The organism is Kitasatospora sp. NPDC088346, assembly GCF_044740765.1.
GTDB lineage: Bacteria > Actinomycetota > Actinomycetes > Streptomycetales > Streptomycetaceae > Kitasatospora.
This window is the reverse complement of the sequence record NZ_JBIURH010000044.1, coordinates 1-13,965: the sequence shown is the minus strand read 5'-3', so window position 1 is coordinate 13,965 and position 13,965 is coordinate 1. Positions and strand designations below refer to the sequence as shown.

Annotated in this window: 11 protein-coding genes and 2 pseudogenes; 9 read left to right on the top strand and 4 right to left on the bottom strand. The window is 76.8% G+C overall.

The features are described from left to right. Positions 1-17 precede the first annotated feature (17 nt). The 3 genes from ACIOFR_RS33840 to ACIOFR_RS33830 all read right to left on the bottom strand — a co-directional run bounded on the left by ACIOFR_RS33840 (position 18) and on the right by ACIOFR_RS33830 (position 2,606). On the bottom strand, positions 18-539 hold the full coding sequence (locus ACIOFR_RS33840) for a putative immunity protein (protein WP_401003251.1): 522 nt from the start codon (positions 537-539) through the stop codon (positions 18-20). A 104-nt stretch (positions 540-643) separates the two neighbouring features. Continuing rightward, positions 644-1,105: an NUDIX hydrolase gene (locus ACIOFR_RS33835; protein ID WP_401003250.1), complete on the bottom strand. Its 462-nt coding sequence runs from the start codon at positions 1,103-1,105 to the stop codon at positions 644-646. Between the two features lie 13 nt (positions 1,106-1,118). Next, positions 1,119-2,606, bottom strand: coding sequence for an SDR family NAD(P)-dependent oxidoreductase (locus ACIOFR_RS33830; protein ID WP_401003248.1), 1,488 nt, complete (start codon positions 2,604-2,606; stop codon positions 1,119-1,121). Between the two features lie 184 nt (positions 2,607-2,790). Between ACIOFR_RS33830 and ACIOFR_RS33825 the strand changes: the two genes are divergently transcribed. The 9 genes and pseudogenes from ACIOFR_RS33825 to ACIOFR_RS33785 all read left to right on the top strand — a co-directional run bounded on the left by ACIOFR_RS33825 (position 2,791) and on the right by ACIOFR_RS33785 (position 12,863). Beyond that, on the top strand, positions 2,791-3,540 hold the full coding sequence (locus tag ACIOFR_RS33825; protein WP_401003246.1) for a class I SAM-dependent methyltransferase: 750 nt from the start codon (positions 2,791-2,793) through the stop codon (positions 3,538-3,540). 688 nt (positions 3,541-4,228) lie between these two features. Continuing rightward, complete coding sequence (locus tag ACIOFR_RS33820; protein WP_401003244.1) at positions 4,229-4,894, top strand: transglycosylase SLT domain-containing protein; 666 nt, start codon at positions 4,229-4,231, stop codon at positions 4,892-4,894. Between the two features lie 238 nt (positions 4,895-5,132). Next, positions 5,133-5,438, top strand: a pseudogene (locus ACIOFR_RS33815) (AAA family ATPase); the annotation flags it as partial. Between the two features lie 49 nt (positions 5,439-5,487). Continuing rightward, positions 5,488-5,589: pseudogene (locus ACIOFR_RS33810) on the top strand (hypothetical protein); the annotation flags it as partial. A gap of 186 nt (positions 5,590-5,775) precedes the next feature. Next, positions 5,776-6,198, top strand: coding sequence for a hypothetical protein (locus ACIOFR_RS33805; RefSeq protein ID WP_401003242.1), 423 nt, complete (start codon positions 5,776-5,778; stop codon positions 6,196-6,198). Then, positions 6,195-6,614: a hypothetical protein gene (locus ACIOFR_RS33800; protein WP_401003313.1), complete on the top strand. Its 420-nt coding sequence runs from the start codon at positions 6,195-6,197 to the stop codon at positions 6,612-6,614. Before ACIOFR_RS33805 ends, ACIOFR_RS33800 begins: the two co-directional genes overlap by 4 nt. Further along, positions 6,611-8,401: a hypothetical protein gene (locus tag ACIOFR_RS33795; protein WP_401003240.1), complete on the top strand. Its 1,791-nt coding sequence runs from the start codon at positions 6,611-6,613 to the stop codon at positions 8,399-8,401. The genes ACIOFR_RS33800 and ACIOFR_RS33795 overlap by 4 nt, the downstream gene beginning before the upstream one ends. Then, positions 8,398-11,220, top strand: a complete 2,823-nt coding sequence (locus tag ACIOFR_RS33790; RefSeq protein WP_401003238.1) for a bpX6 domain-containing protein — start codon at positions 8,398-8,400, stop codon at positions 11,218-11,220. Before ACIOFR_RS33795 ends, ACIOFR_RS33790 begins: the two co-directional genes overlap by 4 nt. 203 nt (positions 11,221-11,423) lie before the next feature. Beyond that, the gene (locus ACIOFR_RS33785) at positions 11,424-12,863 is read left to right on the top strand and encodes a GuaB1 family IMP dehydrogenase-related protein (RefSeq protein ID WP_401003236.1); all 1,440 of its coding nucleotides are present in this window, start codon (positions 11,424-11,426) and stop codon (positions 12,861-12,863) included. Positions 12,864-12,995: 132 nt separating this feature from the next. On the opposite strand, the gene ACIOFR_RS33780 is transcribed toward ACIOFR_RS33785, so the two are convergent. Continuing rightward, positions 12,996-13,730 (bottom strand): DUF5995 family protein, encoded by a 735-nt coding sequence (locus ACIOFR_RS33780; RefSeq protein ID WP_401003234.1) that lies wholly within the window; start codon positions 13,728-13,730, stop codon positions 12,996-12,998. Positions 13,731-13,965: the final 235 nt, after the last annotated feature.

Genomic DNA, 13,965 nt, shown 5'->3' with positions numbered 1-13,965 from the left:
CGGGCCGCGCCGTACGGTCAGCCGCGCAGAGCCGTGTCCAGCCGGTGGCGGAGCACGTCCGAGCGGCTGCGACCGGGCCGGCGCTCCGGTAGTTGCCGGAGCAGGGCGCGGACCGCCGGGGGCGCGTCGGCGATCGCCCGGCCGAGCTCCTCGTCGCCGACGCCGTGGTCGTCGCCCGCCGAGAGCTCCCGGGCCAACGCCGCGTGGACGGCCGGGTCGTGGATGTGCTTCGCCTGGTGGGGCGAGGCCAGTGCGTGGATGAAGGGCGCCGCCGCCGCGTAGCAGGCGGCGCGGGCGGCGGCCGCGGCGGCGGGATCCCCGACCTCGCGGGCGGCCCGGTGGGCGGCCCAGGCCGCGGAGCGCAGCTGCGCGGTCCGCCGTCCGGTCGTGGTGAAGAGCCGCAGGGCCGCCAGCGCCTCGCGGGGGCGGGGGTCGTCGGGGGCCTCCGTCTCGAACAGCGGCAGCACTCGCTCGGCGCGGGCGGCGGCCCACAGCCCGAGGATCCGGCGGTCTTCGTCACTGATGGTCACCGTGGTCACCGGGCCATCCTGCCGGTTCCGCCGCCCGCTGTCGCCCGGATCGGCCCGGTGCGGCCCGGCTCGGATCTCCCCGGCGCGGCCGGTCGTTCGGGCGGGCCCGGCGCTCACCCGGGGGTGGGCCCCAGGGGGTAGCGGAAGGCCGTGCCGGCGGGGTCGGCGAGCGCGGGCAGCCAGCTGGCCAGGACCAGGGCGGAGGGGTAGAACATCGGCGCGGGCAGCGCGTCCACCGGGAAGCGTTCCCAGCCGGCGCACGCGTGCGGTTCGGTGACCAGGGCCGGCGCGTCGCTGGGCGGGGCGAGGACGGCGGCGGTGAGCCGGGCCCGGCCGTCCCGGTGGTCCAGCAGGACGGCCAGCACCCGCATCGACGAGGCGGGCAGCAGGATGCCGGTCTCCTCCGCCAACTCCCGTGCGGCGGCCTGCTCGAAGGACTCGCCGGGCTGGTCGACCTTGCCGCCGGGCAGGCTCCAGGTCGGTGCCTCGCCGGCGGTGGTCCGACGGCCGAGCAGGACCCGGCCGTCGGTGGTGGGGACGATCACGCCGGCCCCGAGCATCGGTGCTGCCGCCATCGGAAGCCGTCTCCTACCAGGGGGCCTTGGAGTAGTCCTTGAGGAAGCAGCCGTACAGGTCCTCGCCCAACTCGCCGCGGACGATGGGGTCGTAGACCCGGGCGGCGCCGTCGACCAGGTCGAGCGGGGCGTGGAAGCCCTCCTCGGCGAGCCGCATCTTGTCGGGGTGCGGGCGCTCGTCGGTGATCCAGCCGGTGTCCACACTGGTCATCAGGATGCCGTCGCTCTGCAGCATCTCCTCGGCGCTGGTGCGGGTGAGCATGTTCAGCGCGGCCTTGGCCATGTTGGTGTGGGGGTGGCCGGCGCCCTTGTAGCCGCGGTTGAAGACGCCCTCCATCGCGGACACGTTCACCACGTACTTGCGGCGGGCGGTGGAGGCGGCCATGGCCGGGCGGAGCCGGCTGATCAGGATGAACGGCGCGGTGGAGTTGCAGAGTTGGACTTCGAGCAGCTCGACCGGGCCGACCTCGCTGACGGTCTGGACCCAGCTGTTGGTCGGCGCGAGGTCGGGGACGAGCCCGCCGGCGTCGATGGCGGTGCCGGCCGCGATCCGCTCGGGCGTCGCGGAGCCGGTGACCAGGGCGAGGGCGGTGACCTCCTCGGCCGCGATCCGCTCGCTGCCGGTGGTGGCCTGGCCGGGCAGCGCGGGCAGGTCGACGCCGCCGCTGCCGAACCGGCCGATCACGGTGGCCGGGGGCAGCTCGCCGGCCGGCAGCGGCGCGGACTCGGCGGCCAGCAGCTCGCGGTAGGCCTCGGGGGAGCGCCGGACGGTCTGCGCGGCGTTGTTGATCAGGATGTCCAGCGGGCCGTCGGCGGCGACCTCGTCGGCGAGCGCCATGACCTGCGCCGGGTCGCGCAGGTCGATGCCGATGATCTTGAGGCGGTGGATCCACTCCGGGCTGTCCGGCATCGCCATGAAGCGGCGGATCGCGTCGTTGGGGAACCGCGTGGTGATGGTGGTGTGCGCGCCGTCGCGCAGCAGCAGCAGCGCGATGTACATGCCGATCTTGGCCCGGCCGCCGGTGAGCAGCGCGCGCTTGCCGGTCAGGTCGGCCCGGGCGTTGCGGCGGCCGTGGTTGAGTGCGGCGCAGTTGCGGCAGAGCTGGTGGTAGAAGGCGTCCACCTCGACGTACCGCTGCTTGCAGGTGTAGCAGGAGCGCGGGCGTTCGAGTATCCCGGCGATCTCGGTGGTGGTCTCGGTGCTGAGGCCGAAGACGCCCGCCGTCTCGTCGTCGATCCGGCCGGGGGCGCCGGTGGCGGTGCGGGAGGTGACCTCGCGGTCGTTGGCGGTCTTGCGGGCCCGCATCTCCTGGCGGCGGCGCTGCTTGAGCGTCCGGAAGACGCCGCCGACGGCCTTGCGGACGGTGATCGCGTCCGGGTGGTCGACGTCCAGCTCGTCGAGCTCGGCGAGCACGCTGAGGCAGAGCTCCAGCCGCTCCGGCGCGATGCCCGGGCCGTACTCGATCTCTTCTGCGTTCTGGGTGTCCGCGCCCGCCGTCATGACCGCTGTTGTTCCTGTCCGCTTCGCCGATGCTCCGGGCGAACTCTACGGGAGCGGCCGCGGAGGGGGCGAAAAACCGCTCGTCGGTAATGGTTGGAATGGCCTTGCGGGGATTACCTGGGCGCTCCTATGATCGGTAATGGCCGCAGTGGCCATGCAGCTATTGCCTCGGAGGGGTGTCCCCATGGACGGCAAGCACTGGGACGACTGGCAGCGCAGCTGGGACCGGCAACAGGAGTGGTACCTGCCCGACCGCGAGGAGCGCTTCCGGGTGATGCTCGACACGGTCGAGGCGCACGCCGGCCGTGGCCCCCGGGTGCTCGACCTCGCCTGCGGCACCGGCAGCATCAGCGAACGCCTGCTGGCCCGCCTGCCCGGGGCCGTCAGCGTCGGCGTCGACATCGACCCGGTGCTCCTCACCATCGCCCGCGGCCACTTCGCTGCCGAACCCCGCCTCACCCTGGTGGCCGCCGACCTCCGCGACCGGGACTGGCCCGACCGGCTCCCGCCCGGCCCGTACGACGCCGTGCTCACCGCGACCGCACTGCACTGGCTGCCCGCCGACGACCTCACCCGGATCTACCGGGACGTGGCCGGGCTGCTGCGCCCCGGCGGTGTCTTCCTCAATGCCGACCACACCCCCGAGCCCGGCACCCCCCTGCTCAACACCGCCGACGAGGCCTTCCAACGCCTCCGGCAGCAGCGCGAGCGGGCGCAGGGCGTCCTGGACTGGGCCCGGTGGTGGGCCGCGGCCGCAGCCGACCCCGCGCTGGCCGAGCAGGTGGCCGCGCGCGCCCTCGTGCACGGCTCGCACGAGGATCCGCAGTCACGGCCCGCCGGCTGGCACTGCGCGCGCCTGGTGGAGGCGGGCTTCCGGGAGGCGGGTGTGATCTGGCGCTCGGTGGGGGACTCGCTGGTGGCCGCCATCCGCTGAGCCCGGGCCGCGGCGGGGCGGTGGTCGCGGCGGGTCGGTGGCCGCGGCCGGCGGTGACCGGGGTCACGGGCGGGCGCCCCGGGGCGAGACGGGGGTCACGTCCGGGGGATGTGACGGGGTTTCGGACGGCGGGCTGCCGGGGGCGGCCTTGCGGGCGTCAACCCGGTACTCCCCGTGGGGTGTTGGGTCGGACGGAGGGTGCCTCTCGATTCGGACATTTCAGTCATTGTGGGGCACTTTCTGCTCAATCTGTGAGCTTCCCCACGGGGGAGCCGCCCCCGGTGGCCCGCACGTGGCCCGACGGGTCGTCACCGCGCCGACGGCGCAGCCTGGTTGACCCGGCCGGACCCGCCGCGTCCGGCCGCTCCGGACCCCCCTCGGGGCGGTTGCCCCGGGGGTGGGGGTCGCGCAACATCGAGGGAGCGCCCCGGGCCGGACAGGTCCGCAGGGCGCGACCAGCGCAGTCGACCTTGGCGTAGAGCGGGTCGGTGGCAGGGCCGTACGAGGCCCCGCTGCGCAGTCGGCGGGTCCGTTCCCGCCGCCGTACCTCGGCCGCCAGGTGGGCGGTGCCGCCGTGCTCGTCACGGGCTCCCGGCTGTCCCGGGACGTGGTGCGACCCCCGCTATCCAAGAGGTGCTTCAGCGTGCGTGCGATCAGCCAGGGCCGACTCCGAATCTCGAAGATCCGTATGGACCACCCCCGCCTGCCGGACTGCTTCATCGCGGCCGGCCTGACCGGTGCCGTGGTCGTCGGCCTTGCTGTTCCGGCGAGCCAGGCGTTCGCCGACGAGCCCGCCGCCCGGCCCGCCGCCGCTGCCGCGCCGGCCGCCGCGGCCCCCGCTGCCGAGGCTCCCGCCGCGGCCCCTGTCGCTCCCGCCGAGGCGGCCCCCGCCCCGGCCCCCGCCGAGGCGCCCGCCCCCGCCCCGGCCCCGGCCCCGGCCCCCGCGCCGGCCCCGGCCCCCGCCCCGGCCCCTGCGCCGGCCCCCGCCCCGGCCCAGCCGGGCTACGCCAACAACCTGGACGGCTGGATCCAGGAGGCCCGTGACGTGCTGGCCGCGCACGGTGACCGCGTCCCGTCCGCCAAGGCGATGCGGGCCACCGCGATGTCCGAGTCCTCGGGCAACCCGAAGGCCGTCAACGGCTGGGACTCCAACGCCAAGGCCGGCATCCCGTCGATCGGCCTGACCCAGATGATCAAGCCGACCTTCAAGGCGTACGCGCTGGCCGGCCACACCGAGATCACCAACCCGGTCGACAACCTGATCGCCAGCGCCCGCTACTGCAACCACGTGTACGGCAGCATGGACCAGGTCGCCCAGGCGCGCTGCTACGGCTCGTGCTGGCGCGGTTACTAGACCCCGTACGATCCCGGGAGCCACACCCGGGATCCCCCGTCGTCCCCTCCCGGGCCGCGCGACCTCCCGTCGCGCGGCCCGCGGGCGTTCCCGGTCGCGGGCGTCCGGGCCCGGCCCAAACTCGCTGGTCGCGGCCGTGAACCGCGATCTAGACTCCGGTGCCGTGACGGAGCTCAGCACGGCCCTGGCGGCCGACGCGAAGACCATCGGCGCGGCCGCGGCCGCCGCCGGTGAAGGCATGGTGGACCGCGAGGTGCTGGCCGAGGTCGTCACCCTGTGCGCGGTCGCCGGTGAACACCTGCTGGTGGTCGGCCCGCCCGGGACGGCCAAGTCGGCGGCGGTCCGCTCGGTCGCCGGCCGGCTGGGCGGACGCTACTTCGAGTACCTGCTGGGCCGGTTCACCGAGCCCAACGAGCTCTTCGGCCCGGTCGACCTGCACCGGCTGCGCGACGGCCGGGTCGAGTACCGGACCGGAGGCATGCTGCCCGAGGCCGAGATCGCCTTCCTGGACGAGGTGTTCCTCGGCTCGACCGCCGTCCTCAACACCCTGCTGGGCCTGCTGAACGAGCGGGTCTTCCGGCGCGGCGGGACGGCTGCCCAGCCCGCTGCGGGTCTGCGTCGGCGCCGCCAACCACCTCCCCGAGGACCCCGCGCTGGCCGCCTTCGCCGACCGCTTCCTCGCCCGCCTGTTCGTCGAACCCGTCCCGGACGCCCGCCTGGAGGAACTGCTGGAGGCCGGCCGCCGCCCCGCGTCCGCCCCGCCGGCCCCCGCGGACCTGCTGGGCGCCCTCGACCGGCTGGCCGCCGCCGCCCGTGCCTGCGACCTCGCGGACGTCACGCCGCTGCTGGCCGCCGCCCTGCGCCGGCTGCGCGGCGCCGGCGTGCCGGTCAGCGACCGCCGAGCCGTCCGTTCCCAGCGCCTGGTCGCCGCGGCCGCCGTGCTCGACGGCCGTACCGCGGCGAGCGCCCGCGACCTGTGGGTCCTGCCGCTGATCGCCCCCACCGCCGACACCCAGGCACTGGCCCGCGACACCCTGGCCGACCTGGTCGGGAAGTCGGCCAACACCAGCCTGGTGCACGCCGCGGAGGAGCTGTCCCGGGGCGCGCAGGCCCGCGCCGAGCGGCTCGCCCGGACCGCCGCCGCCCTGCTCGCCGAACTCGGCACCACGCCCGGGGCCCGCGACGACCGCCTCCGGTTGGAGGCCACGCTGCGCGAGATCGACGCCGGCTTCGACCCCGCCGACCTGCCCGCGCCGCTGGCCGCCATGCGCGCGGGACTCGTCGCCGCGGTCCGGCCCGCATGACCGCGCCGCCGGCCGCCGCGCTGCGGTGGCACCGCCGGGAACCCCCGCTGCCCGCCGACGCCGTGCTCGCCGTCGGCCCCGCGGTGCCGGACCTCGCCCGCGCCACCGCCGAACGGCTGGCCGGCGGCGCCGCGTTGCGTGCCGTCGCCGACGACCGGTCACTGGTGGTGCTCGGCGCCGGTGCCGACCTGCCGTGGACCGACGGCGTCCGCTACCTCGGCCGGGACGGCGGCGTGCTGGTCCCGACCACCTTCCGCCCCTCGCCGTCGCCGGCCCTGTGGCGGCAGGCGCTCGCCCCCGGGGACGGCCTGCTGCTGGTCCTGGTGCCCGGCCTCGCCCTGGTGGCGGACCTGCCCGCGGGCCCGCCCGATCCGGCCGCGCTCGCCCGGCTCGCGAACGGCGGCGAGCCGTCGTGAACTCTCCGACGCCGTACGGACAGGACGCACCCGCCGGCCCGTCCAGCGCAGGCCCGTCCACCGCCGGCTCGTCCAGCGCAGGCCCGTCCACCGCCGACCGCCTGCCCGCCGCGCCCCTGCTCCCCGCCGCCCTCGCGCCCTGGTCCGACAGTCTGTCCGCGCTCACCCCGGTCCTCGCCGCCGCGCTCGGTCCGATGGTCCGCCGGATCGACGCCCTGATCGGCGAACGCGAGCCGTTCACCGCCGCCGAAGGCGACCTGGACGGCTACGGCGGCCTCGCCCGCACCGGACGGCCCGACCAACTGACGCCCTCCGAGTGGCTGCTTGCCGAGGAGTTCCCCGAGGAGTTCCTCCGCCGCCTGGCGGACGGTGAACTCCTCTACACTGCACCCGAGTTCCGCACGCCGGCGGCGCGCGGACGGGTGGTCGTCCTGGCCGACACCGGCCCCGCCCAGGCGGGCGCCGGGCGTCTGGTGCAGCTCGCCGCCCTGATCGTCCTGCACCGCCGGGCCGCCGCCCGGGGCGCGGAGCTGGCCGTCCGGATCCTCGGCTCACCGGCCGGACAGTGGCTCACCGGCGACCTCCCGGACCTGCTGCCGCGCTGGCTGGCCGCCCGCAGCGCCACCGACCCCGGCCCGGACACCGTGCGGACGGCGGAGGCCGAGCTGGACGCGGCCGACCGGGCCTGGCTGCTCGCCTCGCCCGCGCTGGCCGGCGAACTGACCGCCCGCCGCCGGGTGCTGACCAGCGAGACCACCCGGTGGGACGCCCACGGCGCCACCCACGTCACCCTCTCGCTCGGTGGCGGCACCGCCGAACTCCCGCTGCCCGCACCGGCGATCGCCGTCCGTGCGCTGCGCGGCGCGGAGTTCCACCGGGCGGTGCCCGGCGCCGAGCCGCCGCCGGTCGCCGACGGGCTCGGCCTGCCCGCCTTCACCGGCCCCGGCCGGACGCTGCTGGTCCGGGGCGCCGGGGAGCGTCGCCTGTACGCCGTCGACGTCTCCGGCAGCTCCGGGCGGGAGACCGCCCGCGAGCGACGCCACGACCTGCCGGGCGCGGTCGTCGCGGCGGCCCGGATCGGGCGCCGGCTGGTCACCCTGGTCGTCCGGGGCGACCGGCTGGCCACCTGCGTGATCGGCCGCCCGCTGCCGGGCGGGGAGCGCACACCGGCCGACCGCGGCCTGATCGGCCTCGACGACGCGCTGCTCGCCGAGCTCCGCCGATCGCCCGTCCTGCCGCTGCTGCTCGACGGCGACGCCCTGCTCGCCCCGCTGGCCGGCCGCTGGTGGCGGATCGCCCGGGACGGTACGGCCGTCGACGACGGCCCGGTCGCCCCTCCCGGCGCCACCGCACCCGGCGGCCCGGCCTTCGTCTGGGCCCGCGAACTGCGCCTGTTCGGCGGCCGGTTGCCGCCCGAGGCGGCCGCCGCCGCGCACCGGTTGCACGGCAACGGCGCCGTCGCCTGGTCGCAGGACGGCCGGCAGTGGGAGGTCCAGCCGCTCCACCGCCCCCGGGTCCGGATCGGCTTCCGGGCCGAGGCCGAGCTGCTCGGCATGGTGGACGACGGCGCCACGACGGCGCTGATCACCCGCACCCGCTCCGACGCGCTGGTGCGCAGCCTGACGGTGAACGGCGTCCGGACCCTCAACCGCTTCTCCGGCGAGGGCCCGGCCCCCGCCGTCCATCCCACCCTGCCGCTGATCGCCGCCGAGCCGCAGCCGGGCCGGATCCTCGTGGGCGACGCCTTCACCGGGCGGATCCACCGTGTGCTCAGGAGCGAGCGATGAGCCCCACCACCGCCGGGGTCTTCCGTACCGGCGTCACCGCCGCCGGCTTCGTCCTGGACCTCCCGGTGATCGGCCGGGACCAGGCCGTCGAGCGGGTCCTCGAACTCTGGCAGGACGGCGCCCGCATCGCCGAACTCCCCGACGGATGCTGGCTGTTGCACCTGCCGGACGCCGTGGAGACGCGCCCCGAACGGGCACCGGGCCTCCCGGTGCGCGCGGTCGGCGGCGCGCTGGTCGCGGTCGGCGCCGAGGACGCCCGGGCCGGGGACGGCGAACTCGTCCTGCCGCGCGGCGGGACGCTGCACCGCCACCGGATCGCCGCCCTGCCCGCCCTGACCCCGGCCGACTGGCTGGACCTCACCGGCCTGACGGTGCGCCGGCTGGCCCCGCTGACCGCGCCCGTCCGGCCCGAACCGGTGGCCGACGGCCGGCCCGCCGCGGCGGCACCCGACCTGCGCGCGGCGGCCGGGATCGGCCCGCCCTCCGAACGGGCCCGCCGGCAGATCGAGCCCGCCGCCACCGACGGACCCCGTACGCGCGCCGAAGCCCGCCGGGGCCGCCGTGGTGGCGCCGCCACCACGGGCTGCCTGCTCGCGATCGCGGCCCTGCTGGCCGTGCTGTCCGTCCTGACGGTGCTGCGCCCTGGGGCGGTCGGGACGATCGGCCTGCCCGCCGTCCTGCTCGTGGTGCTCGCGTGCGTCCTGGCCGCCGTCTCGGGCCCCCGCACCACGGACGGTGCCGCCGCGCCCTCCGGCCCCCCGCCGGGAACCGCCGGCGCCCCCGCCCGGCCCGCCCCCGCCCGGCCCCGGCCCGCCCGTAGCCGGCGCCCCCGACTGGGCGGGCTGCTCGCCCGGTTGACGATGAGCAGCCCGCTCGCCGCGCTGGTCCGCGGCCGCCACGCCCGGTACCTGGACGAACTGACCCGGGCCTTCGAGCAGCGCCGCTGGGAGGACGCGCTGCGCGACGCCGTCCAACTGACGCGGGGCTCCGCCGCCGAGGGCGTCCGGCTCGGCCTCGGCCTGCCGGAGCGCCGCACCGGGGCCCTGCGCCCGACCCCGTCGGCCCGGCCGGGCGGGGCGGCGGCCTCGCCGCTCTCCGCCCCCGGCGTGCACCAGCACCTGAGCGCGCTCTACCGGCGGGCCGCGGAGGCGCTCGAACGCGAGGGGCGGGCCGAGGAGGCCGCCTTCGTCCTGGCCGATCTGCTGCACGCCGCCGCGGAGGCCGTGGCGCTGCTCGAACGGCACGGCCGCACCGCGCAGGCGGCGGAACTCGCCGAGGGCCGCGACCTGGAGGCGGGCCTCCAGGTGAGGCTCTGGTGGCTGGCGGGCGACCGGTCCCGGGCGCTGCGGATCGCCCGCGCCCGGGGCGTCTTCGCGGACGCGGTCGACCGGCTGGCCCAGCAGGACCGGGCGGCCGCCCGCGAACTGCGCGAGGCCTGGGCGCAGTCCTGCCGGGAGGCCGGCGACCCGCTCGGAGCTGCCGAGGCCGCCTGGCCCGAGGAATCACTGCGCGGCGCCGTCGCGCGGGACCTGCGGTCCGCGGTGGCCCTCGCCGGGCCGACCCGCGCCCGGGCGCTGGCCCGCCTGCTGGCCCTCGGGGCCGGGCCGGCCACCACCGACCTGGCGCTGACCGTGCTGGCCGGCGCCGACGCCCGGCACCGGGCCGAGCGGCAGCAGCTGACCGCCGCCCTCGCGGCCCTCCCGTGTGCGGACCCCGCCACCGACCGCCGGCTGGCCACCGCCGCGGCCCGCGCCGCCGTCCGGGACGGCGGCCTCGGCCCGTCGGTCGACGAGCGCACCGGGCGCGGCCTGCACGCGGGCCTGCTCCGGCGCGCCGACCCGTCGGCCGCCGCCGACCTGCCGGCCCCGCGGGCGCCCCGGCCGACCGCGGCCGGACCGTTGGAGGTCACCGCGGCCGACCGGCCCGGCACGCTGCCGGTCCGGGACGCGGTGCTGCTCGGCTCCGGGTCGGTCCTGGTCGCCTGCGGCCAGGCCGGCGTTCGCCTGCTCGCGCCGGACGGCCGGACCAGGGCCCGCTGGGACGTCCCCGCGGACCGGCTGGTGCCGGCCGACCACGGCGGGGTCGTCCTGCTGGTGGCCCGCTACGGCGAGGTCTGCGAGATCTCCCGGCTCGACCTGGCCACCCGGGCTGTGCGGCGCTGGACGGCGCTGCGGGTCCGGCAGGTCGCCGGGTCCTTCGACGGCCGGCTGCTGATCGTCGAGGACGAGGACGGGATCGCCGTCCTGGACACCCTGGCCGACCGGCCGACCGTGGTCCACCGCGAACTCGGCCCGGACGAGCGGCCGGTCGGCCGGATCGCCCGGACGGCGTCCGGCTGCACCGTCCTGGTGGCGGCCGGCACCCGGTTGGAGCGCTGGCGCTGGGACCTGCCCGGCTGGGACCTGCGGTCCCGGCACCAACTGGACGCGGACCGCCCGCCCGCCGGGCTGCTCGGCTCCGGGCCGGTGATCACGGTCCTCCCCGCGACGGTGGAGGCCGGCACCTCGATCGAGTGGTCCGGCGAGCAGCCGACCGCCCGGCGGGCGCTCGGCGAGGTGCCGGATCCGACGGTGCTGACCGACGGCGACTGCCACGTCCTGGCCGTCCCGGGGGCGGCCGGTTCGGTCCGGCTGGACGCCGGGGTGGGCGCCGACCCGACCCCCCGGTGCTCGGTGCTCGTCCCGGCGGCCGACCCGGCGGGGGCCGGCGTCCGGCAGCACGGCGGCGGCCTCACCCTGTGGCACCGCACCGGCCGGATCGTCGCCACCTCCGACGACGGCCGGACCGTGCTGGCCAACCTCCGGGTGACCGCCGACTGAGCTCCGTTTGGAGGATCCTCCGAAGATCATGTCCGGGGAGGCGGCACGGGTTGTGTCGATCTTCAAGGATTGTGCGTGAACTGGCTTTGGGCCCGGGTATCAGTGAGTATTGAACGTTGGGTGCGGGGCGCCCGAGAGCGCCCAGCGGCCGAGCCGCAACCGCGCCCGAGGTGTACGTTTCCCCAGCCAGAGAGCCCCCATTCATGCGCTTCCTGAACGACCTCAAGCCCGCGTACGACCTCACGTACGACGACGTCTTCATGGTCCCCAGCCGCTCCGCCGTGGGCTCCCGGCAGGCCGTGGACCTGTCCTCCAACGACGGCACCGGCACCACCGTCCCGCTGGTGGTGGCCAACATGACCGCCATCGCCGGCCGCCGGATGGCCGAGACCGTGGCCCGCCGCGGCGGCCTGGTCGCCATCCCGCAGGACATCCCGACCGACGTCATCGCCGACGTCATCGGCTGGGTGAAGCAGCGCCACCTCGTCCACGACACCGCGCTCACCCTCAGCCCCGGCGACACCGTCGCGGACGCCCTGTCGCTGCTGCCCAAGCGCGCACACAACGCGCTCGTGGTGGTCGAGGACGGCCGGCCCGTCGGCGTGGTCACCGACTCCGACTGCCAGGGCGTCGACCGCTTCACCAGCCTCTCCGAGGTGATGTCCCGCGACCCGCTGCTGCTCCAGGAGGGCATCGAGCCCCGCGCGGCGTTCGAGAAGCTCAACGGCGCACACCTCAAGCTCGCCCCCGTCGTCGACGCCGGCGGCCGCCTGGTCGGCATCCTGACCCGCAAGAACGCCCTGCGCGCCACCCTCTACACCCCCGCCACCGACGCGGACGGCAAGCTGCGGATCGCCGCCACCGTCGGCATCAACGGCGACGTGGCCAGCAAGGCCAAGGCCCTGATCGAGGCCGGCGCCGACGTGCTCGTGGTGGACACCGCGCACGGCCACCAGGAGTCGATGATCAGCGCGCTGCGCGCCGTCCGCGGCCTGGACCCGCAGATCCCGATCGTGGCCGGCAACGTGGTCTCCGCCGTCGGCGTGCGCGACCTGGTCGAGGCCGGCGCGGACATCCTCAAGGTCGGCGTCGGCCCCGGCGCCATGTGCACCACCCGGATGATGACCGGCGTCGGCCGCCCGCAGTTCTCCGCCGTCCTGGAGTGCGCCGCCGAGGCCCGCCGGCTCGGCAAGCACGTCTGGGCCGACGGCGGCGTCCGCCACCCGCGCGACGTCGCGATGGCGCTCGCCGCCGGCGCCTCCAACGTGATGATCGGGTCCTGGTTCGCCGGTACCTACGAGTCGCCCGGGGACCTCCAGACCACCGCCGACGGCCGCCAGTACAAGGAGAGCTTCGGCATGGCCTCCGCCCGCGCGGTGCGCAACCGGACCTCCGAGGAGTCGGCGTACGACCGGGCCCGCAAGAGCCTCTTCGAGGAGGGCATCTCCACCTCCCGGATGTTCCTCGACCCGGCCCGCCCGGGCGTCGAGGACCTGATCGACTCGATCGTCGCGGGCGTCCGCAGCTCCTGCACCTACGCGGGCGCCAACAGCCTGGAGGAGTTCCACGAGAAGGCCGTCGTCGGCGTGCAGAGCGCGGCCGGCTACGCCGAGGGCAAGCCGCTGCACTCCAGCTGGGCGTAACCGCCCCACCGTCGCCGCACCACGGGCCGGCCCTCCGCCACGGCGGAGGGCCGGCCCGCGTCGTGGCCACGGTCTCGCCCGGCGAGACGTCGGCCTGGCCTCGGTTCGGTGAGACCTCGACCCGGTGAGACCTCAGTTCGGCGAGGCCGGACAGCCGGGATCCGTCGTACGGCCCCGGTCCAGCGGGGTCAGCAGGGCCCGGCCGACCATCCCGACCGACCCCGACAGCGCCGACGACACGGCCCGCAGGACGGCCGGGGCCTCCCGCAGCTCCCACAGCCCCAGCACGCTCGCCCAGGCCGCGTCCCGGGCCCGGTCGATGCTCCACACCCCCACCACGTGCAGCAGCGGACCGGCCGCCGGCAGCTCCGCGGACGGGGGCAGCAGCCCCTCCCGCACCTGCGTCTCCACCTGGGCCAGCAGGGTGTTGATCCGCTCGTAGTCGGCGGACAGCTGCGCCGGTTCCCGGCCGAGCAGCCGACAGGTGTCCAGGACGGCCAGCGGCAGGTCGTGCTCGATGTGCGCGTTCATCCCCGCCAGCGCGAACTGGAGCGGATGGATGCCCGGGTGCCCGCGCAACTCGAACAGCGGCCGCCAGCACGCGGCCGGCCGGACCCCTGCGGCGGCCGCGTCCACGGCCGCCAGGTAGCGCGCGGCGAAGACACCGTCCAGCACCGCCATCGCCGCCGGGTCCTCGAACCAGCCGTCCCCCAACCGGTCCCGGACCAGCCGGGTGACCGTCAGGTACATCGCGTTGAAGACCGCGACGCCGTCCGCCGCGGGCAGCGCGGCCCGCAGCTCCGCCATCCGGGACACCGCCTGGTCGACCGTCGGTACGGCGGTGATCGTGGTGGTCGTGGTGGTCACCTTCGGTCTCCTGCCCTCGCCCGGTCCGGAAGCCACCACCATGGCAGCCGGGTCCGCACGGTGGAAGCGCCCGACCGGGCGATCCGAACGCCCGTGTGGCGGCGGCCACAGCCCGGGCCGGGCGGGTGGTCCGGTCGTTCGGCGGACGGTCGGGTGGTGGTGACGCTGGGTCGACGGTGTGCGGGGGCTCACAGGGGTTTCGGGGTGACCGGCGCCACGTTCGGGTGGGTCGGTG

What these genes read in the sequence shown, in the direction of transcription:
- ACIOFR_RS33835 (WP_401003250.1), bottom strand. Translation starts at nt 1,105, where the DNA reads ATGGCGGCAGCACCGATGCTCGGGGCCGGCGTGATCGTCCCCACCACC.
- ACIOFR_RS33830 (WP_401003248.1), bottom strand. Translation starts at nt 2,606, where the DNA reads ATGACGGCGGGCGCGGACACCCAGAACGCAGAAGAGATCGAGTACGGC.
- ACIOFR_RS33825 (WP_401003246.1), top strand. Translation starts at nt 2,791, where the DNA reads ATGGACGGCAAGCACTGGGACGACTGGCAGCGCAGCTGGGACCGGCAA.
- ACIOFR_RS33820 (WP_401003244.1), top strand. Translation starts at nt 4,229, where the DNA reads ATGGACCACCCCCGCCTGCCGGACTGCTTCATCGCGGCCGGCCTGACC.
- ACIOFR_RS33800 (WP_401003313.1), top strand. Translation starts at nt 6,195, where the DNA reads ATGACCGCGCCGCCGGCCGCCGCGCTGCGGTGGCACCGCCGGGAACCC.
- ACIOFR_RS33790 (WP_401003238.1), top strand. Translation starts at nt 8,398, where the DNA reads ATGAGCCCCACCACCGCCGGGGTCTTCCGTACCGGCGTCACCGCCGCC.
- ACIOFR_RS33785 (WP_401003236.1), top strand. Translation starts at nt 11,424, where the DNA reads ATGCGCTTCCTGAACGACCTCAAGCCCGCGTACGACCTCACGTACGAC.